At 61.2% G+C, this 15,809-nt stretch carries 26 protein-coding genes and 1 pseudogene; 8 read left to right on the forward strand and 19 right to left on the reverse strand.

All coding sequences use genetic code 11. The features are described 5' to 3' along the window. Nucleotide 1: 1 nt before the first annotated feature. The 15 genes from BM160_RS07450 to BM160_RS07515 all read right to left on the reverse strand — a co-directional run bounded on the left by BM160_RS07450 (nucleotide 2) and on the right by BM160_RS07515 (nucleotide 8,262). Complete coding sequence (locus BM160_RS07450) at nucleotides 2–247, reverse strand: hypothetical protein (protein WP_092002889.1); 246 nt, start codon at nucleotides 245–247, stop codon at nucleotides 2–4. Further along, on the reverse strand, nucleotides 244–1,329 hold the full coding sequence (locus BM160_RS07455) for an RNA-directed DNA polymerase (protein ID WP_092002891.1): 1,086 nt from the start codon (nucleotides 1,327–1,329) through the stop codon (nucleotides 244–246). Before BM160_RS07455 ends, BM160_RS07450 begins: the two co-directional genes overlap by 4 nt. A gap of 332 nt (nucleotides 1,330–1,661) precedes the next feature. Further along, the gene (locus BM160_RS07460; protein ID WP_092002894.1) at nucleotides 1,662–2,036 is read right to left on the reverse strand and encodes a four helix bundle protein; all 375 of its coding nucleotides are present in this window, start codon (nucleotides 2,034–2,036) and stop codon (nucleotides 1,662–1,664) included. Nucleotides 2,037–2,084: 48 nt separating this feature from the next. After that, complete coding sequence (locus tag BM160_RS07465; RefSeq protein ID WP_092002897.1) at nucleotides 2,085–2,612, reverse strand: Lcl C-terminal domain-containing protein; 528 nt, start codon at nucleotides 2,610–2,612, stop codon at nucleotides 2,085–2,087. Nucleotides 2,613–2,680: 68 nt separating this feature from the next. After that, nucleotides 2,681–3,199, reverse strand: coding sequence for an Lcl C-terminal domain-containing protein (locus tag BM160_RS07470; RefSeq protein ID WP_092002900.1), 519 nt, complete (start codon nucleotides 3,197–3,199; stop codon nucleotides 2,681–2,683). A 67-nt stretch (nucleotides 3,200–3,266) separates the two neighbouring features. Then, nucleotides 3,267–3,878 (reverse strand): Lcl C-terminal domain-containing protein, encoded by a 612-nt coding sequence (locus tag BM160_RS07475; RefSeq protein WP_092002903.1) that lies wholly within the window; start codon nucleotides 3,876–3,878, stop codon nucleotides 3,267–3,269. Between the two features lie 27 nt (nucleotides 3,879–3,905). After that, on the reverse strand, nucleotides 3,906–5,747 hold the full coding sequence (locus tag BM160_RS07480) for a ParB/RepB/Spo0J family partition protein (RefSeq protein ID WP_092002906.1): 1,842 nt from the start codon (nucleotides 5,745–5,747) through the stop codon (nucleotides 3,906–3,908). Nucleotides 5,748–5,789: 42 nt separating this feature from the next. Then, on the reverse strand, nucleotides 5,790–6,359 hold the full coding sequence (locus BM160_RS07485) for a hypothetical protein (RefSeq protein ID WP_092002908.1): 570 nt from the start codon (nucleotides 6,357–6,359) through the stop codon (nucleotides 5,790–5,792). After that, on the reverse strand, nucleotides 6,356–6,640 hold the full coding sequence (locus BM160_RS07490; protein WP_092002911.1) for a hypothetical protein: 285 nt from the start codon (nucleotides 6,638–6,640) through the stop codon (nucleotides 6,356–6,358). Before BM160_RS07490 ends, BM160_RS07485 begins: the two co-directional genes overlap by 4 nt. Next, nucleotides 6,637–6,966, reverse strand: a complete 330-nt coding sequence (locus BM160_RS07495) for a hypothetical protein (RefSeq protein WP_092002914.1) — start codon at nucleotides 6,964–6,966, stop codon at nucleotides 6,637–6,639. Before BM160_RS07495 ends, BM160_RS07490 begins: the two co-directional genes overlap by 4 nt. Next, the gene (locus BM160_RS07500; protein WP_092002917.1) at nucleotides 6,963–7,364 is read right to left on the reverse strand and encodes a hypothetical protein; all 402 of its coding nucleotides are present in this window, start codon (nucleotides 7,362–7,364) and stop codon (nucleotides 6,963–6,965) included. The genes BM160_RS07495 and BM160_RS07500 overlap by 4 nt, the downstream gene beginning before the upstream one ends. 10 nt (nucleotides 7,365–7,374) lie before the next feature. After that, entirely contained in the window at nucleotides 7,375–7,563 is a 189-nt protein-coding gene (locus BM160_RS07505; protein ID WP_092002920.1) for a hypothetical protein, read from the reverse strand. After that, nucleotides 7,560–7,709 (reverse strand): hypothetical protein, encoded by a 150-nt coding sequence (locus tag BM160_RS22560; RefSeq protein WP_177218949.1) that lies wholly within the window; start codon nucleotides 7,707–7,709, stop codon nucleotides 7,560–7,562. The genes BM160_RS07505 and BM160_RS22560 overlap by 4 nt, the downstream gene beginning before the upstream one ends. Next, nucleotides 7,703–7,972, reverse strand: coding sequence for a hypothetical protein (locus BM160_RS07510; RefSeq protein ID WP_092002923.1), 270 nt, complete (start codon nucleotides 7,970–7,972; stop codon nucleotides 7,703–7,705). The genes BM160_RS22560 and BM160_RS07510 overlap by 7 nt, the downstream gene beginning before the upstream one ends. After that, nucleotides 7,969–8,262 (reverse strand): hypothetical protein, encoded by a 294-nt coding sequence (locus BM160_RS07515; protein ID WP_143093197.1) that lies wholly within the window; start codon nucleotides 8,260–8,262, stop codon nucleotides 7,969–7,971. The genes BM160_RS07510 and BM160_RS07515 overlap by 4 nt, the downstream gene beginning before the upstream one ends. A gap of 673 nt (nucleotides 8,263–8,935) precedes the next feature. Here BM160_RS07515 and BM160_RS07520 point away from each other — a divergent pair. Continuing rightward, nucleotides 8,936–9,529, forward strand: coding sequence for a hypothetical protein (locus BM160_RS07520; RefSeq protein WP_092002930.1), 594 nt, complete (start codon nucleotides 8,936–8,938; stop codon nucleotides 9,527–9,529). 218 nt (nucleotides 9,530–9,747) lie between these two features. Here the strand turns inward: BM160_RS07520 and BM160_RS22175 are convergent, their stop codons facing one another. From BM160_RS22175 to BM160_RS07535, 4 genes and pseudogenes are all read right to left on the reverse strand, one after another. Beyond that, nucleotides 9,748–10,146 carry a hypothetical protein gene (locus tag BM160_RS22175; protein WP_255368720.1) on the reverse strand — a complete coding sequence of 133 codons (399 nt, stop codon included), beginning with the start codon at nucleotides 10,144–10,146 and terminating at the stop codon, nucleotides 9,748–9,750. A gap of 57 nt (nucleotides 10,147–10,203) precedes the next feature. Further along, nucleotides 10,204–10,275 (reverse strand): annotated as a pseudogene (locus tag BM160_RS23140) (zinc-ribbon domain-containing protein); the annotation flags it as partial. A 70-nt stretch (nucleotides 10,276–10,345) separates the two neighbouring features. After that, nucleotides 10,346–10,645 carry a zinc ribbon domain-containing protein gene (locus BM160_RS07530; RefSeq protein WP_092002933.1) on the reverse strand — a complete coding sequence of 100 codons (300 nt, stop codon included), beginning with the start codon at nucleotides 10,643–10,645 and terminating at the stop codon, nucleotides 10,346–10,348. A 9-nt stretch (nucleotides 10,646–10,654) separates the two neighbouring features. Continuing rightward, nucleotides 10,655–11,371 carry an XRE family transcriptional regulator gene (locus tag BM160_RS07535; protein ID WP_092002937.1) on the reverse strand — a complete coding sequence of 239 codons (717 nt, stop codon included), beginning with the start codon at nucleotides 11,369–11,371 and terminating at the stop codon, nucleotides 10,655–10,657. Here BM160_RS07535 and BM160_RS07540 point away from each other — a divergent pair. The 7 genes from BM160_RS07540 to BM160_RS22915 all read left to right on the forward strand — a co-directional run bounded on the left by BM160_RS07540 (nucleotide 11,370) and on the right by BM160_RS22915 (nucleotide 15,775). Beyond that, nucleotides 11,370–11,828, forward strand: a complete 459-nt coding sequence (locus BM160_RS07540) for a transcriptional regulator (RefSeq protein WP_092002941.1) — start codon at nucleotides 11,370–11,372, stop codon at nucleotides 11,826–11,828. The genes BM160_RS07535 and BM160_RS07540 overlap by 2 nt on opposite strands. 302 nt (nucleotides 11,829–12,130) lie before the next feature. Next, a complete protein-coding gene (locus BM160_RS07545; RefSeq protein ID WP_092002944.1) occupies nucleotides 12,131–12,601 on the forward strand; it encodes a phage regulatory CII family protein in 471 nt (156 codons plus the stop codon). A gap of 82 nt (nucleotides 12,602–12,683) precedes the next feature. Next, entirely contained in the window at nucleotides 12,684–13,004 is a 321-nt protein-coding gene (locus BM160_RS07550; RefSeq protein ID WP_143093199.1) for a hypothetical protein, read from the forward strand. Next, nucleotides 13,001–13,873, forward strand: a complete 873-nt coding sequence (locus BM160_RS07555; protein ID WP_092002950.1) for a helix-turn-helix domain-containing protein — start codon at nucleotides 13,001–13,003, stop codon at nucleotides 13,871–13,873. Before BM160_RS07550 ends, BM160_RS07555 begins: the two co-directional genes overlap by 4 nt. A gap of 49 nt (nucleotides 13,874–13,922) precedes the next feature. Beyond that, nucleotides 13,923–14,612, forward strand: coding sequence for a hypothetical protein (locus BM160_RS07560; protein ID WP_143093200.1), 690 nt, complete (start codon nucleotides 13,923–13,925; stop codon nucleotides 14,610–14,612). 182 nt (nucleotides 14,613–14,794) lie between these two features. Further along, nucleotides 14,795–15,142: an HNH endonuclease gene (locus BM160_RS07565; RefSeq protein WP_092002956.1), complete on the forward strand. Its 348-nt coding sequence runs from the start codon at nucleotides 14,795–14,797 to the stop codon at nucleotides 15,140–15,142. 147 nt (nucleotides 15,143–15,289) lie between these two features. Then, nucleotides 15,290–15,775 (forward strand): P27 family phage terminase small subunit, encoded by a 486-nt coding sequence (locus tag BM160_RS22915; RefSeq protein ID WP_092002959.1) that lies wholly within the window; start codon nucleotides 15,290–15,292, stop codon nucleotides 15,773–15,775. Nucleotides 15,776–15,809 lie beyond the last annotated feature (34 nt).

The following is a 15,809-nucleotide window of genomic DNA, read 5'->3' on the forward strand; positions in this document are numbered from 1 at the left end:
ATTATTCCTTCCAGGCATTGACTGAAGCGGACGGCATGGTGCGACCGACGATGGAGAGGGCAACCAGGCCGCCGGCATTGAGTAGCGCCAGTTCGCTGGCATCAGGCCGCCAGAATGAGATGACGCAGTTAACGCCGTCCTGCTGGGCGTCGGTGATGGGCAGGGCACCGCAAGGCGTTTCGCCTTGCTTCCAGCCTTCAGGTGCGCCAAGCACGCGGTTGTTTGTCTGATGTTGGGTGGGTCTCATGCTGGTTTCATCCTAAAAATCTTCGTCAAATCCGGTTTAAAGCAGTGGCCGCGCTTGCGCAGCACATTGATTACGGCGGCCTGGTCGTGGTGGCTGTGGCTGGCCTGGCGTAACAGGCCTAGATAGCTATTGCCTGCGGTGTGGAGGTCTGCTGCGGGCATGTCCTGCAGCCGGCGCACGGCGGTGGCCACGGTGCGCTTGCGGGTGGTCCTGCGCCAGGGCTTGATGACGTGGCCGACAAAGTCGATGCCGCGCTCCAGTGGCTGCAGGATGGTCTTGCGTGGGTTGAGCTGGGCGCCCAGGCGCTGCGGCACGAAAGCATTGATGCTGGCCAGCGCGTCATTCAGCCATTGGGCCGATTCGTGCAGCAGGTAGAAGTCGTCAACGTAGCGGCCGTAGTACTTCCCGTGCAGCTGGTGCTTGGCAAACTGGTCCAGAGCGTTGAGGTGGACGTTGGCGAAAAACTGGCTACTCAGATTGCCGATGGGCAGGCCGGTATCTGCGGGCGCGTTAATCAGCCGCTTGTGGGCCGGCACACGCTGCAGCAGTCGGGCATCGCCGCGCAGCTCGAAGTCGGTGCGCGGGTCGTGCATCAGCACCGTGTCGGTCAGCCAGCGCCAATAGGGCTCGCGCACTTTGGCGTGCAGCTGGCGTTGCAGCACCGGCTTGTCGATGGCGACAAAGAAGTTAGCCAAATCCATCTTGAGGTAAAAGGCTGGCCGGCTCCAGTTCTGGGTGATGCTGCGCACGTCGTGCTCCAGGCGTTGGGCGGCGTACAGCGTGCCGCGCCCGGGGATGCAGGCGGCGCTGCCGACGTCAAAGCTGGCCGTAAAGCGTGGGCCGATGGCGTTGTAGAGCAGGTGGTGCACCACGCGGTCGCGGAAGTCGGCCGCCCACACCTCGCGTGGCTTGGGGTGGGTGACGACAAAGCAGATCGAGCGGCCCGGCTGGTAGGTCTGGCTGAGCAGCTCGGCGCGCAGCGCGCACAGGTTGCGCTCGGCATTGGCCTCAAAGGCCTGGGCGCTGGCGCTTTGGCGCTTGTTGCGGCGGCAGTCCAGCCAGGCCTGTACCAGGTCGGCCATCGCAAAGGGAAAGTGGGGTGCCCCCGAGGGGGCGATTGAATCCGCGGAAAGCACGAACGCGCCGCTCGTTGTCCTTGTCGTTCCAGTTGCTGTTGCCGTTCTCGAAGTCCTGGACAAAGGCGTTGTTGCGCGAGTTCTGCGGGGTGCCGAGCTATCGACGTCGCCGGGCCAAAGGTTCAAATTGCTTTGAGTGCCGATCAGCCCGGAAACTGCGCCAGACCATAACGCGAGCTGGTGTTGCTCGCCGGTATCTGCGATGCGCATGGCGGTGGGCGTGTGGCCCAGCGGCTCGACCGGATTCAATAAACGCACGGGCATGATGGCCTTGACCGTCATGCAGCAGGCGCTGCGGAAAGGTTGCCAACGGTCTGCTTGCGCCAGCCGCCGGCCTGGGAGCCGACGGCGTCCAGCAGTTCGACCGACTCGGCCCAGAGCTTGGGTGAGATCAGCCGCTTGTTGTGGCTGACTCGCAGCATGGCTGTGGTGGCGCGTAGGTGCTGCAGCAGCGTGTCGAGCTGCTGCACCCTGTCATTGCCCCGCGATGCATTGGCCATGGCCATCGCCTCCAGCATGTCCACGCACAGGGCGTGGATCTTCTCGCCCAGGCTGCGCTTGAAAATGCGCGGCATCTGGGTTTGCACGTCAAGCGCCAGCGAGAGCAGATCGCAGCCGTGTTTGTAAATGGGAAGGTCGGAGTAGAGGGCCATGTCAATCTCAAAAAAAATCGCGGACCAGCGCGCACGCTGGTGAAGGGTTTAAGTGGTCAAGGCGTCAAGTGGAGTCCGGCGGAAAGCACGAACGCGCCGCTCGCCGCCCTTGTCGCCCCAGGTGCTGTTGCCGTCCTCGAAGTCCTGGACAAAGGCGGTGAGGCGCGAGTGCTGCGTGCTGGTCCAGTAGTAGTCCTCGGTGCTGAAAAGCTCGGGCACGTTGGCTGCGGCGGAATTGAGCTCGCCCAGGCTGGGCAGATACCAGTCACTGTGGCCGTCGATCACCAGTTCGCGCACGCGCAGGGCGGCTGGGCAGTTGGTCAGCGCCATGGCCTCGGTGTTGGCCTTGCCGTCTGTGCGGCTGCTGGTGCCGGGCACGTCCTTGCCGTACTCGCCCCAGGCGATGTCTTCAAACTCGCCTTCGGTGGCGTCGGACACCAGCAGGGCAAAAGGCGGTTGCTCGATGCCATCAACGATGGGGCCGCGCAGGATGGCGGCCAGCATGCCGCCCTGGCCAGCGATGACGCTGCCAAAGGCTGGCAAGACGGCCGGCAAGGTGTTGGGGTGTACTTTCATGGGGTGCTCCTCGGGTGGTGAAAAAAAAATCGTCGACCGGCGCGAACGCCGGTGAAGTGTTCAAGGTGTCAAGCGTTCAAGTGAACCCAGCGGAAAGCACGAACGCGCCGCTCGTTGCCCTTGTCGTCCCAGGTGCCGTTGCCGTTCTCGAAGTCCTGGACAAAGGCGGTGAAGCGCGAGTCCTGCGAGCTCGACCAGTAGTAGTCGTCCTCGCTGAAATGGTCCTTGGCGTGGATGTAGGCGAGCAGCAGGTCGTGCCGGCTAGGCATGTGGAAATCGGTGTGTCCGTCGGCCGTGTAGGCGGCGGCCCATGCGGCGGCGGGATGGTCTTTGCCGGTGGCCAACAGCGCGGCGGTATTGGCCGGGCCATCGAGCTGGCTTGTGGCGCCGGGCACGTCAAGGTAGGGTCCAAAGGCCAGGTCTTCTGCCTCTTCCGTGCTGCAGATCAGGTGCCGCTCGGGCAGGCCGGCCGAGGCGGCGACGGTGCAGATAAAGCGCCCGCCCTGGCCCGGCCATATTTCACCGTGGGCGGGCGGGGTGTTGGCTTTTGATGCGATGGCCTGGGTGGTTGCGGTAGCTGATTCCATATTCATCCTTGGGTAAAAAAATCGCGGACCGGCTGCGCCGGCGTGAGTGGGAAAAGTGTTTAAGTGGTCAAGCGTTCAAGTCCTGAACCCAGCGGAAAGCACGAACGCGCCGCTCGCTGCCCTTGCCGTCCCAGATGCTGTCGCCGCCCTCGAAGTCCTGGACAAAGGCGTTGGTGCGCGAGCTCTGCGTGCTGCTCCAGTACCAGCTGCTTTTCTCAAAAAGCTCCGGTGCGCAGATATGCGCCATCACCAGGTCTAACCGGCTGGGCAGGAAGAAATCGGTGTGGCCATCGGCGGCGTAGGCGGTGGCCCACTCTGCGGCAGGGTGGTCTTTGCCGGTGGCTAGCAGGGCTGCGGTGTTGGTGCGACCGTTGAGCTGGCTGCGGGCGCCAGGCACATCGATGCTGGGGCCGTAGGTGATCCGGTCTTCGGATTCGGCGGCGCCGGCAATCAGGTGGCGCGCAGGCGCGTCCAGTAGGGCGGGCAGGGTGCAGACGTAGTAGCCGCCCTGGCCGAGCCAGTACTCGCCGTGGGCAGGTGGGGTCAGGGTATTTCCAGCTGCGGCCGGTTGGATGGTGGCCGTGGTGAACGGCTCGAAATTCAGCAGCTCGCTGGGGATGCCGGCCATGCCTTGCGGCAGGGTCAGGTGGATGGTGGCGTTGGCGATGTGCATTTGCATGGGGACTCCTTCGGGTTGAGGTGAAAATCAGGCGGCCAGTGCTGGCGCGGTGGTTGCGGTGCTGGACTTTTCCGCGGCGGTGTGCGCCTTGCGGATGGCGGCTACATCGATGCCGTAGTGCTCGGCTGCGGTCAGCAGATCGTCTGGTTTTTGATTGCTGTACGAGGCTCTGACGTTGGTGATCAGCACGCAATCCAGCATGAAGAGCTCAAGCTCGGGCAGGCTCATCTCGATGATTCGTTCGTCGATGTCTTCCACTCTGTATAGGGCTTCGATCTCTTCCCCGTCATCCCAATTGATGTTGGCCCAGACGCTTTGTGCGATCAGCAGCATTTCTGGGGCGCTGCGTGGGGTACTCGCAGCTTTTTCGCGCACCAGGCGGAATGCTTCCGCATGAATAGAGTTTTCCAGTGCCAACGCTTTCTCGTCTTCCAGGCGACGGGCTTCGTAGGCCTTACTTGAGTTGTCTTTGCTGCTGCTCATTTCCTCGACCTTGACGCCAGCGGCTTGCAGGTCTTGGCGCTTCACCACCTCGATGGTTTTGCCATCCCTTGGGTTCTGGATCGTCACGGTCTCGATCTGGGTGCCGCCATTTGCGCCGATTTTCTTCAGCTCAGCCTTGACGTCCTTGAGCGGGATGTAATCACCCTTGAGCTGGCCATACGCGCTGATAGCCTGACGCGCCTTGTTGCCGGCAATCACCGTCTTGCCTTTGGCCTCCAGCGCGGCCTGGTTGGCCTTGAGCTGGGCGGTCTTCTTGGTGTCGAAGCAGGCGGGGTCGGTGCAGACGTTGTCTCCGCGTGGCGGGCCGTAGTGGCCTTTTTCGCCCAGCAAGTCGACGAAAAGCACCGGGTCTGCGCCTGAGCGCTTGGGGCAGGCCGTGCAGGCGCCTGCACTCTCGACCAGTGTGGCGTCGTCGAGCGCCCACAAGGCGTCTTTCAGGCCTAGGGTGAACTTTTCGCGCAGCAGGCCTTGTGCCTTGCGCGTCGTCATCAGTTCGTCGGATGCGCCGCTGCCGTAGGTGCCGTCCAGGATAAGTTTCAGGCCGTGTGCCTGGTGTTTTTCGCCGGGCACGCGGGCGAGCATCGTGGCCACTTCCTGCTTGATCTTGCCGTCGCGCAGTGCCTTGACGCCAGCGTCGTGCAGCGTGGCCAGCTTAAGGCGGTTGTAAACCAAGGTGCGGCTCAAGCCAGTGCGGCGGCAGAATTCGTCCTTGGTGACGTTGTGGGCCTTGATGTAGGCGGCGAAGCTTTGCGCTTCGTCGAAGGCGTCGAGGTCTTTGCGCTGCAGGTTTTCAACGGCCTGCAGCTGGGCACTCTCGGCGTCGGTCAGGTCGCGCACGAAGGCCGGGCCGTGCGTCATGCCGGCCAGCCTGGCGCCGCGCTTGCGGCAGTGGCCGAAAACGTTCTCATACCGGCCATCTGCCTTGGGGCGCAGCAGCATGGGGGAGATCATGCCGACGGCCTTCATGGCTTCGGCCAGGCCGGTGATATAGGCCTCGGGGTAGTGGGTGCGCGGCTGCGACGGGGAGTCGTCGATCAGATCGAGTGGGATCAGCTCAGCAACGTTTAGCGCCGGGTCGGTGTAGAGGTTGATCGTCTGCAGCTGCTCGGTGAGTCCGGCTAATGCGCCGGATTGCGGTGTGGCAATGATCTTGAGCATGTCGGCCTCGGTGGGACCCCAGTCCTCCTCGTGCACCACGATCACGGTGTTATCGGGTGTGCTGACCTTGTAGCTGCTCTTGCCGGAGCGGTCCATGACGGTGATTTCCTGGCCTGCATGGGGGTGTGGCTCGCCGCTGATGTCGAGCAGACTGTGCAGCAGGCGGAAGGTTTTGCCGATGAGGGCGGTGGCGAGTTTTTTGGACATGGTGAATGGCTCCGGTGAGGTGGCGGGTGGGGCGCTGCGGACTCAGGCTGTGCGCCAGATCCGGGTCTTGCCTACGGCGTCAATGCCGACCTTGTAGGTGCCCTGTTTGAGCTTGTTGCGGCTGAGTGCTGCGGCGGCCAGGGCGCCCTTGATGGGGTCTGGAACGATGGCACTTTGGCCGGCTTGGTTGAGTTTGAGGAAAACGGGCTCCCACTTGCATACGCCGACTTTTTGCTTGGGCGCGTAAGGCACGTTGTGCTCGACCTTGAGGGTGTCCGCGTCGATGATGTGGCGTGGGCTTTTAAAACCACGGGGCGCGGTCTTGCGGGCGGCTTGGAGCGCTGCTGGTGCTGGCTCGGCCTTGGCCTGTTGGTGCTGCAGGATGGCGCTGCCGGCGCTGTAGGTGTAGTCGCCGTCTATGTCGCGGTCGCGCTTCAGCAGGCCGGCGTCCATGGCGGGGCGCAGCATGCTGTGGATGTTGCCGCGTACGCAGTCAAATTTTTCAGCAATGTCTTCCAGCGTGAGGTGCTCGTCCGGGTTGTTTTTGAAAAAGCCGATGCAGCTGGATGCGAGGCTGTCGGAGCGTGGGATGTAGGGGGTGTGGAGGCTCATTTTTTATGGCGTGTTGTGCGCAGCAGCTGCGCGGTGATGGGGTGGCGGTAAACAAACATGCTGGCGACGATGCCGAATGGCCCGCCCGCGAGGTAGGCGGCAATTTCCCAGCCGCTGGCATTGGGCGCGAGCTTGAAAAGCACCAGGTTGGCGGCGCCGATGGCTAGTGAGTTGCAAAAGGCTGCGATGCCGTGGCCGTTGTTGACCAGCTGGCTCTGCAAGCCCAGGCAAAACACCAGGGCAAAGGTGCTGAGCAATAGGAGGAGGGCGGCGGCGGTCATGACCGCGACCTGTTGCGGGAGATGAGATGCGATTCGACGGCGGGCATGCCCAGGCACAGCCTGGCGCGGTCGCGGACTTCGGGTGTTACGGCATGGCCGAGCTCCTCAGGGTGCAGCATGTCATTGAGCAACTGCTTGACCTGGTTGGTGCATGGCGTGTTGTGCTGTACCTTGTTGGCCTGGGCCCTGCATGTGCGCAACAGGTCCATGGCCAGGCTTTGGGCAGGGGTGCGCGGCTGGCCGATACAAGGGGAGTCGGCATCGGTGATGACTGCAACGCCTGCACCCTTGGGTAGATCGGTCAAGACAATGGTGATGGTCTTCATGCTGAAGCTTGTTCCTGGTCGGTGGTGGGGATGGATGGGGTGGTAGGGGTAGCTGCTTGCTGGCGCTTTTCTTCGTGGGCGATCCAGCTGGGGGCGAGGGGGGCGAGTTGGCACGACTTGATGCGTGCGCGCAGCTCGGTGTTGACGGGGCGGACGTGGTAAATCTCAAGGTCCACGCAGCGGCCGGGTATCAGCTCTGCGCGGTGTGCCTCAAGGAACTGCAAGGCCTCGGCGCCTAGCCACTGGGCGCTAAAGCCTTGTGGAAAGATGCGGCCAGCGATATCGCGCCCTACCAGCACGAAGCCTCGCTCTGCATCAAGGCTTGGGCCGGTGGTGCAGTTGGCCGGCCCCATGGTCAGAAAGGCCCGAAGTTTGATGACGGCATCTAGCGAAGACATGGCGGGCCCCTTACTGCGCGACTTGGAAGACAACCAGGGCGATCAGTGGCGCCAGTACCAGTACGCAAAAAAGGACGGTCAGCACCGTAAAGATGGCCGAGCGGATCGGGCCGGGGGCGCGGCGGAAAGGCCCCTCTATGGTGATCTGCCGGCGCGTGTCCACGCGGTAGTAGCCTGGGCGGGTGTTGAGGCGATTCATGGCAGGCCTTTCAGCGCCACATGCATGGTGGTGGCGGGTGGTGCGTCAGGAAAGCGGCGTTCTGCGTCGGCTGCGGCCTGCAGCTGGCCGGGGAAGACGCCGATGTAGGTGGTCACGCCGGGGACGATGATGCGAAAGGTCAGCATGTCGTGCCCTCCGGCTTTTTGGCCAGCGCATTTTCAACGGCCTCATCGATGCGGATTTGGATGGAGCGTTCTGACGGCCACGGCTGCGTGGCCAGGCCTTTGCTGCACACTCGGCGCATGACGTCGATATCGATGTGTTGGTCCTGCGCCGCCTCTTCGATCAGCAGCTCGAACGACTCCGAGCCGGGGCCAATGAGGTAGGCAAGGCGCGGGTCGCGGTGCATTTGACGCAGGATGTGAAATGCGGCTTTGGTATTACTCATGCCGGCACCTCGACCAGATTGCCGAAATCGTCGCAAACCAATCTGCCGACAGAGGACGACCAGCTTCTGCCCTGCTGATCGACGCGACTTTCCGAGCCCCACCAGGTTCCCGGGCGGAAATCTATCTCATCGACGGGCTGGTAGTCGCGGTACAGGCGCGCTTCACCCATGGACCCCTCAATGATCATTGCGATGCTGTGGCCGCCAAACGCGCTATGAAAGCGTAAACGCCCGTCGCATATGGGCATCAGAGTTGTGCAGGCGTCTGCACTGTGGGTGAGCGTGTTCAATTCGGCCTCCTGGTGAAAAGTTGGCGTAAAAAAGCCGCATCAGGGCGCGGCGGTGGTCATTCACATTCAGCAACGCCCCGTGGGCGCTCTTGAATGAAAAAGCCCGTGATCAGACGGGCTTTAGTGGCTTGTAGTGATGGGTTATTTGTGCATGGGTGCTCCTGTTGTTGGCGCCTGGTTGGCTTGCGGCGCTTCGCCGGAAGGGGTGAAAAACATCAGCACCCTCACACGATGCTGAAGTTTTGGCCCTCTTGCGAAGGCCGTCACGGGTACTCAATCCGTGTCCATTCAGGAAGCATTCGTGCCCAGGCTATGACGCCCTGAGGCGGTCAGTCGTTACCGCGCCACGACATATCGGCGTCCCCCTTGTTGGGGAGCCCGGCCCCTGGGGTCAGCGCATGCCACGCGGCATGCTCGCCCAGGGAGTTCGGGATTTAGCGTCTTGATCTGCCGACGCTGCGGGAGCAGGGCGCCCTGCGTGCAGGGTGGGCCGTGAATCCTGTGTGTTGTTAAGGGGCCATGCGGGCCGCCGGTGCGATGACTGACGGGTGGCGCAGAGGGTTTCTGCGGCATGGGTGAATTATCACTAATGTGATTTATCGTGTCAACACGAACGTGATATTTGTTTGCAATAATGCAACTGCCCGCATGGTGTGAGGTAAGGGAATTGCAAATGAAGGACGAAAAAAAACCGCCTCAAGGGGCGGGGGTGGTACAAGGCGGAATGGATTCACTTGACTACATTGAGGCGCAGGCGGGCAAGAATGCAGCCTTCAGGCTTGAGACGATGGAGCTGCTCAACAAGCGGGGCCATGCCATGCTGGCGCTGCTTTTGGGTGGCGCGGGCGCTGCGGGTGCTTATGCGCTGGGCCGGCTGGGTCAGCCTGATGCGCTATGGTCTTTCAGCGCGCTGGTGCCGGTGGCACTGTGGTGGTTTGGGCTTGCCGCCTGGGTAGCTGTGAAGATATGCCGCACGCAGGAACTTTATCCGCCCACTAATGAGCCCCAAAAACTGCTTGAGTACATGGAGGGTCCGCTGGAGGTTTACCGCGCGGAACTGACTGCCGAAGGCCGGCAGCCTGAGTCGGCCCTGGTGATGCTGCGCCGCAGCGAATTGTTATCACGGCAAAGCCGGATCGACGGCTATGTGAAAAATAATATGACGGTGGCGGCCCGCCTTGACAGGGCCTACCTATGTGCCGCCGCGACGCCTGTTTGGGCGCTGGTCGGCATCCTCGTTGTTGTGGTGGTTAAGCGCTGCGCCTGAGGGCCGGCTGGGCGCGCCGTGGAGGGTTTTGCGGCAGGTCTTTGCGCTCGGGTTGTGGTCCGGGGTAGTCGGGTAGCGTGGCGTGGGTATAGGGTATGTTTATCTCCATTTTTTTGGGGGTACGCTGGCTTGTTCGCGGCGCTCCGGCGCAGGTTGCGGCGCTGCGGGTTGGGTGGCGGTGGGGGTCATTTTTAACAGCTGCTCAGAGTTGTGTCGTGTCACAAGGCTTGTCGCGCATGACTGTAGTCCGTGCCGGTTTTGCCGCCGCAGAACTTGTTCCAGTCGCGCCCTTCTTGCGTGGCCTTGTTGTTTTGGGTGATGACGAGCTTGCCAGGAACCACTGCATTGAAGCTATTGGTTGCACGGTACTCATAGCAAATGGAGCCGTCAGCCATCAGGACGGCTGAATTGAGGCTAAATGAGTTGGGGTTTTTTGCCCCTTGTTTGATGACCTTGGCGCCTGCGACGATGCGCTGAAATTCAGCCTCTTTCTTCACCTTTTCTGCCGCCTCGGCAATCTTCTGCTCTGGCGACTTTTCGGCTTCTACGGCGGCGAGTTTGGTAGCGCGTTTGTCCGCAGCGTCTTGCGTGTTGGCGATGCAGGAGACGATGCCCACGGTTGCCAGGCCGATGAATAGCCACTGGGCTTTGCTGTGGCGTTTTTTGATTTTGGCTCCGCATTGAGGGCATGCCTTGGCTGCGGTGCTGACCTGGTTGCCGCATTCGTGGCACTTGACTAAAGCCATTTGTACTCCCAGTTGATTTATATTTCTCGTCGCCCCATGGGGAATGGTGCTCTGTGGTGTGCTTTTGATCTCAATCGGGTGTCGCGCCCAGGGGCCTTAGGGCAATTCCACAGTGTTTGCAGACTCGTGCGTCCATCCTGACCAGCTCCCGGCAATCCGGGCATCGGACATGTGTTTTCGGGCTTATGGCTTCACCGGCAATTAGGGCCGCCTGTTCTTTGAGGCTGGGTAGCGCCAATACCAGTATGCCGGCAATGAGCGGGGATAGGATCATGGACAAAACGAAGTAGCCGAATCCATGCCTATCCTTGCTGCTGGCAATGATGCCGACCACAATTGAGGCGGCAAACCAAAAAATCAGCACTTCCATGCTTTTCCTTTAATTCGGGACAATCGATATCACCTTGTCCATGCGGATGATGTTTTCCACTGGCTCGGTGATTTTTTCATGCAGGGCGCTGATGGACTCCAGGCACACCATGCCGCCTCGCAGCCACGTCAGCTTCTTGATCGCCTTGCGGCCATCGGTGAAATGGACGACACACAAGTCAGGGGGGTCGGCTGGGCGGTTGGGTGAGGCGACGACGTCCCAGCCGGCCATGATGGCGGGCTCCATGCTGTTGCCGCGCACCTTGACGGCGTAGGCTTGGTCATCGAGCAGGGTAGAGGCGTAATAGACGGGTTCTGCCTCCTGGGCGGTGGGTGCGGTATAGGCTTCGATGAAGCCATTGTCGCCACCCTGGACGACGCCGACGCGAAAGGCGTACTTGACTTCGGTTGGGCGAGCGCCGTCTGGTAATTCGTTGGGGAATAGGCGCCGCTCTCCCTTGCCGCTCTCCAGCCACTCGGCATGCACATTCAAGGCACGGGCGATGGCCAGGAGTTCCCTTGGTTTTTTTCTTAGGCCACCTTCAACGTTTGCAATAGTGCTTTGTGTCACCTTGGCGACTTTGGCTAGTTCTTCTTGTGTGAGCCCGGCGTCTTCGCGAGCTGATTTGAGTCGGTCTGCAATTGTAATCACATTAGTGATTGAACCAGACAAGCCAATCACGTTGGTGGTTGATTCATTATCACGAACGTGATTTAATAGGGTCATGGATGGACTAAACAAAGCAATTGCAATCGCTGGAAGCCAGCGAGCCCTCGCTGAGGCGATAGGCCTTGGCCAAACGGCGGTGGCGAACTGGATAAAGCGCGGTGGACTGGTTCCGGTTGAGCATTGCGCGCCAATTGAAACGGCATTTTCTGGCGCCGTTACGCGCAAGGAACTTCGCCCCGACGATTGGGAAATACATTGGCCCGAGCTGGCCGTTCCCGCCACCTCCCCGCCCATCCCCCGCGCCATCGAGGCCCTGGCCGCAGCCCCTCTGACCACCGACGTTGCCCTGGAGGCCGACCTCGAAAAGGCCGAGCAGGCCGGCCTGGTTCACCTTCCCAAGAGGGCCCCCATCTGGAACGGTGCCGAGCGCCGCGCGGCACTTGTCCAGCGTCGTTCCGTTGACCGTGAGCAGGCGGATATCGATGCCGCAGGGCCGGGGGCGGCGGACGTTTAGTGGGACTACCCCTGCAATTTGTCTGTCGATATCTGGTTTTCCATGGGCATCCCTTTCAGTGGCCATTGTTGTGTGAGAGCTGCACGCTCCACTGGCTGTGGACGCCCGCCATTTTCCGCCCCGCACCACTTGCCCAACCGCCGCACGGCGTGGTTTCACTCCTTCCCATATGGCCGCCACATGCAGGCAAGCGTGCGGTGTTTCGTGCGTCGGGATGGTGCGGGGTTTTTTCTTTTTCGCCATGGCCGTAGTTTGCTTTGCAGCTTCGGCCCTGTCAGTAACAACATTTCCTGGAGTCTGTGATGAATGAAATTGATGCGGCCTACAACCTGGTACACGACTACAAAGGGGGGGCGGATTCGCTAGGTCCTAGGATCAGTAAGAGCGCAACCACGTTGTGCCATGAGGTGGCAGAGGTCGGTACGGCAAAACTGGGCCTGAAGACGGCGGTGAAGATTTCCGTCATCTCGGGTGACAAGCGCATTCTGGAAGCTTTTGCCGTCCAGATGGATTGCATGGTGTTGCCGCTGCCCTCGGCTTTGCAGCTGAAGGGTGACAGCTGCATGGTGCGCTTGAGCGATGTGCTTCGCGATTCGAGCGAGTTGGTGCGGGAGTCGATGGCCGACCTGGAGGATAAAGCCCTTACTGACAATGAGCGTGCGCGTCTTGAGCGCATTTGCGCACAAATGATCAGTTCGGTGTCGGCTTTCATGGGGGCCGTGAATAAGTGCCACCTTGAAGGCAAGCGGGTGGAGAAGGATGGTGCGCTGTGAGGCCCGTTAACGAAGTGACGCAGGCGTTGCTGCAGGCGGCGCGGGGTGCAAGCAAGGCAGGGCAGCAGTGGAGGGCGGCAGCATGAGCGTACTCAATACCTCGGCGCAGGCCTTGAAGGGCCTTGCCGCCCGCGACATGGGCCGCAAACAGCGTGAAATCTTTGACGTGGTGCTGGACAGCCAGCGCAGTGGCACGCAGGACATGAGTCTGAATGAAATCAGGGATATCTATGAGAGCCGCCAGGGCCGGCGCATTGAGCTGGGCTTTGTCAGTGCTCGGGTGTCTGAGCTGGTGGCGGCCAAGCGTCTGGTGCGGCTTGACGATATCCGGGCGTGCAGCGTGACAGGTAGCGCGGTGAGGCCTGTGTGCGTGCCGTCGGAGCAGGCGGGGTTGTTCGCATGAGCTTCATGATCTCGACCGCATGCGTCCGGCTGAAGATGCCCGGCGTTGCCAAAAATGTGCTGATGCAGCTGGCAGAAATTGCCAATGATCATGGGTTTGCCTTTCCCTCGATTGACTACCTGTGCATGCGCACCTGTTGGGGTCGTTCGGCGGTGATTGAGGCGCTGAAATATCTTGAGGAAAAAAAGGTCATTTGGCCGGACCGGGCCAGCGGGCGCAACACCACATACTGGGTCACGCCCGCCAACTGGGAGGGTGAAATCTACCCGGAAAAGGATACAGACCCGTCCGCCACCCGGACCGGTCCGCCAGCCGGACGGGTCCGCCAAACGGACTACCACCCGTCCGCCAGCCGGACCCCACCCGTCCGCCAAACGGACCCCACCCGTCCGCCAGCCGGACCCGACCCGTCCGCCAGCCGGACACTAGTATCAATTAACACCATTGAATTGAACACCCCCCTACCCCCCAAGGGGGATGCGAGTGGGTTTGATGACTTCTGGAAAACCTTTCCAAAGAAATCGGCGGAAGCCCGGGCTCGCCGGCAATGGGCTGAGCTGGCGCCTGATGCGGCGCTGCGGTTGCGGATCGTTGATGCGGTGCGGGCGCAGGCGGCCAGCGATGCCTGGCAACGCGATGGCGGCCGGTGGGTGCCACTGGCGTCGTCGTGGCTGCGTGACCAGCGCTGGCAGGACGAGGTGGCCGAGGGTGGTGACGCCAACGGCGCGGCCAGCGACGGGGATAGCCGGGCCAGTGTCGAGCGAACGGCGGCACAGCTCGGCATCGCGGCGTGGGATTCGCTGGATGGGCCATGGCACGTCTACAAGGCGCGGGTGCATGCCGAGGTGGCACGGCAGGCGCGGGCCTGACGTGAGCGCAGGCAGGCAAGACAACTTCAAAACCACAACAAGGAATACCGTGAGCGATACGCCAACCACCGAAGAGAAATATTTGTCAGCCATCCATTCCTCCAACCTGCGCATGGAGGCCGACGCGGAGCGGCGCAGCAATGCCGATGTGCTGGTGGCGGCTGGTTGGTCTGCATCCCGGGTGGGTATGGCTCTGTTGCGGCTGCATTCGGAGTGGGACGCGGCAGCAAAACCTGTGAGGCCTACGCAGCAGGCCATCCGGTTGCTGGCGGAAACCATGCCTCGCATCGAGAAAGGGCGGGTTACGAAGAAAGGCAAGGATGGCGTGATGACGAGGCAGGCTAACACGGTTGTGGATATTGCCGGTGCGACGCGACTGGCTGGGCAATGGCATTTGAGCGAGTTGTACAAGCTGATCGACAAGCTCGGGATGTTGCCGGATGTGCGGCGCGAGTTGCTTCGGCAGGCTGGCAAGTGGCGCATTGCCAATGCTCCGGAGGTGGTGCCGTCGGTCATCAAATACTGGCTTGAGCAGAATTGCAGCGTGTGTTCTGGATTGAAGTTCAAGCCAGTTTCCGGTACGCCGACTCTGTCCAATCGGCAGTGTCACGGTTGCCATGGCTCGGGGGTTGGTGCTGTGCCGCATGGTCAGGATGGCAAGCGGCTGTGCAACTACATCGATGATTGTGTGATGTGGGCTCGGCAATCACTTCGATCACGCTTGCGAAACACAAAATAGGCTGTATCATTGCCGCCAAGGATTGCAGAGGCTGCTTAGCCTCTCGTACCTGGAATCTCTGTCCAATGTCCAAACAGGTTAGTCCTGTGCGGTAGATGTCGATGGATAAACTCGCCCCGAATTTATAGCCACCCACCGAGGTGGCTTTTTTGCGTCCATGCACCGGAGAGGAGGGTGAGCTTATGCCGAAAGCTGCCCCGCGTCCTTGCTCGATGTTTGGTTGCCGCGCACTGTCTGTAGCTGGTGGCCGGTGTGCCGATCACCAGCGTGAGCAGTGGCGCAAAAAGCCCTTTGCCACCAAGCGCATCACAGGCAGACGGCTGCAAGCAATGCGAGCCGCGCTGTTTGATCGGTGCCCGTTATGTGTGGCTTGCGATGCCAAGGGCTTTGTGGTTGCTGCCACCCAGCGTGACCACATCAAGCCGCTCTCCGAGGGCGGGCTGGACGACGACAGCAACGTGCAGGGTCTATGCGATGCCTGCCACGAAGAAAAAAGTCAGGCTGAAGCTAAGCGTGGCCGTAGTCGCTGACCGCTGAGAACTGCCTGAATTTTTCAGCAGCGCCGAGGGGGTAGGGGGGGGTGAGAAGTTTGGGTGCGCCCACCGGAAACCGAACGCTTAACTGTTATTTTATGGAGCGTGAAAACTACCCCCTGGGGGTTAACGAGAGGTAGTGAGATGGAGCAAAAACCAAACTTCGCCGCTGCGCTTCCCGCTGTTGGTGGGGAGCGGATCGCATCCGCCTCGGCTGAGATCGTGTCGCCAAAGCCGCCGCCCATGTTTGGGCTGTCTGCTGATGAGCGGGGACTGTACGACCACATTTGCCAGACGCTTCGCCTGGCAGGCGTCGAACACATGACGGCAGGGATGCCGATCGCGATCATCGTCCGCACTTTTGCCGACTGGCTCAAAGCCAGTGCAGAGTGCGAAGAAAAGGGCCGCACTCAAACGTCAAAGACCGGGTGGGCCACGCCAACGCCCTGGGCCGATGACGAAAAACGACTGAAGATGGAGCTCGGCCAATGGCTACCAAAAGCTTGCTTGACGATACCGTCGCTGGCCAGGGTGAGGAAGGACACGGGAGAAAAGGGCGGGCAGGACGACCTGTTCGCCGATCTCGTAAACCACGCTGGCACCTTACCCGCAAGCGCATCGAGGCACTGACACCTCCAGCGCTTGAAGAGTGGGATGACGGCTA

The sequence above is a fragment of the Polaromonas sp. OV174 genome, from assembly GCF_900112285.1.
Lineage (GTDB): Bacteria > Pseudomonadota > Gammaproteobacteria > Burkholderiales > Burkholderiaceae_C > Polaromonas.

Coding starts and splice junctions, on each gene's coding strand:
- BM160_RS07450 (WP_092002889.1), bottom strand. CDS start 247: ATGAGACCCACCCAACATCAGACAAACAACCGCGTGCTTGGCGCACCT.
- BM160_RS07455 (WP_092002891.1), bottom strand. CDS start 1,329: ATGGCCGACCTGGTACAGGCCTGGCTGGACTGCCGCCGCAACAAGCGC.
- BM160_RS07460 (WP_092002894.1), bottom strand. CDS start 2,036: ATGGCCCTCTACTCCGACCTTCCCATTTACAAACACGGCTGCGATCTG.
- BM160_RS07465 (WP_092002897.1), bottom strand. CDS start 2,612: ATGAAAGTACACCCCAACACCTTGCCGGCCGTCTTGCCAGCCTTTGGC.
- BM160_RS07470 (WP_092002900.1), bottom strand. CDS start 3,199: ATGGAATCAGCTACCGCAACCACCCAGGCCATCGCATCAAAAGCCAAC.
- BM160_RS07475 (WP_092002903.1), bottom strand. CDS start 3,878: ATGCAAATGCACATCGCCAACGCCACCATCCACCTGACCCTGCCGCAA.
- BM160_RS07480 (WP_092002906.1), bottom strand. CDS start 5,747: ATGTCCAAAAAACTCGCCACCGCCCTCATCGGCAAAACCTTCCGCCTG.
- BM160_RS07485 (WP_092002908.1), bottom strand. CDS start 6,359: ATGAGCCTCCACACCCCCTACATCCCACGCTCCGACAGCCTCGCATCC.
- BM160_RS07490 (WP_092002911.1), bottom strand. CDS start 6,640: ATGACCGCCGCCGCCCTCCTCCTATTGCTCAGCACCTTTGCCCTGGTG.
- BM160_RS07495 (WP_092002914.1), bottom strand. CDS start 6,966: ATGAAGACCATCACCATTGTCTTGACCGATCTACCCAAGGGTGCAGGC.
- BM160_RS07500 (WP_092002917.1), bottom strand. CDS start 7,364: ATGTCTTCGCTAGATGCCGTCATCAAACTTCGGGCCTTTCTGACCATG.
- BM160_RS07505 (WP_092002920.1), bottom strand. CDS start 7,563: ATGAATCGCCTCAACACCCGCCCAGGCTACTACCGCGTGGACACGCGC.
- BM160_RS22560 (WP_177218949.1), bottom strand. CDS start 7,709: ATGCTGACCTTTCGCATCATCGTCCCCGGCGTGACCACCTACATCGGC.
- BM160_RS07510 (WP_092002923.1), bottom strand. CDS start 7,972: ATGAGTAATACCAAAGCCGCATTTCACATCCTGCGTCAAATGCACCGC.
- BM160_RS07520 (WP_092002930.1), top strand. CDS start 8,936: ATGAAGGACGAAAAAAAACCGCCTCAAGGGGCGGGGGTGGTACAAGGC.
- BM160_RS07530 (WP_092002933.1), bottom strand. CDS start 10,645: ATGGAAGTGCTGATTTTTTGGTTTGCCGCCTCAATTGTGGTCGGCATC.
- BM160_RS07540 (WP_092002941.1), top strand. CDS start 11,370: ATGGATGGACTAAACAAAGCAATTGCAATCGCTGGAAGCCAGCGAGCC.
- BM160_RS07535 (WP_092002937.1), bottom strand. CDS start 11,371: ATGACCCTATTAAATCACGTTCGTGATAATGAATCAACCACCAACGTG.
- BM160_RS07545 (WP_092002944.1), top strand. CDS start 12,131: ATGAATGAAATTGATGCGGCCTACAACCTGGTACACGACTACAAAGGG.
- BM160_RS07550 (WP_143093199.1), top strand. CDS start 12,684: ATGAGCGTACTCAATACCTCGGCGCAGGCCTTGAAGGGCCTTGCCGCC.
- BM160_RS07555 (WP_092002950.1), top strand. CDS start 13,001: ATGAGCTTCATGATCTCGACCGCATGCGTCCGGCTGAAGATGCCCGGC.
- BM160_RS07565 (WP_092002956.1), top strand. CDS start 14,795: ATGCCGAAAGCTGCCCCGCGTCCTTGCTCGATGTTTGGTTGCCGCGCA.
- BM160_RS22915 (WP_092002959.1), top strand. CDS start 15,290: ATGGAGCAAAAACCAAACTTCGCCGCTGCGCTTCCCGCTGTTGGTGGG.